Here is a 274-nt window from a genome sequence, read left to right on the forward strand (position 1 = left end):
AGCACGCCTTACAACTTTTTTGTTGTATTTGGCTCCTTGAATATCTGGCATAATCAAACAAAGCTGTTCAAACTCTTGCCTGCTATAATCACGCAATTCACCCGTTTCTAGATCAGGCGCTTTATAAAACTCTTCACTCTCAAACCAGCGGCATTCCACAAGTGTAACCATACGACGCCCGTTTTCGACATCAAAGCTCTTCTCATCATTGTAATCATCAAGATCATTGTGATGAATACCGTCATATGAGGAACCTCCATTGCAAGCCCAATCT

Annotated in this window: 1 pseudogene; it reads right to left on the bottom strand. The window is 41.6% G+C overall.

The window, feature by feature from the left end:
* Nucleotides 1-274: pseudogene (locus BN338_RS10375) on the bottom strand (portal protein); the annotation flags it as partial.

The sequence above is a fragment of the Bartonella queenslandensis AUST/NH15 genome (assembly GCF_000312585.1).
Taxonomy (GTDB): Bacteria; Pseudomonadota; Alphaproteobacteria; order Rhizobiales; family Rhizobiaceae; genus Bartonella; species Bartonella queenslandensis_A.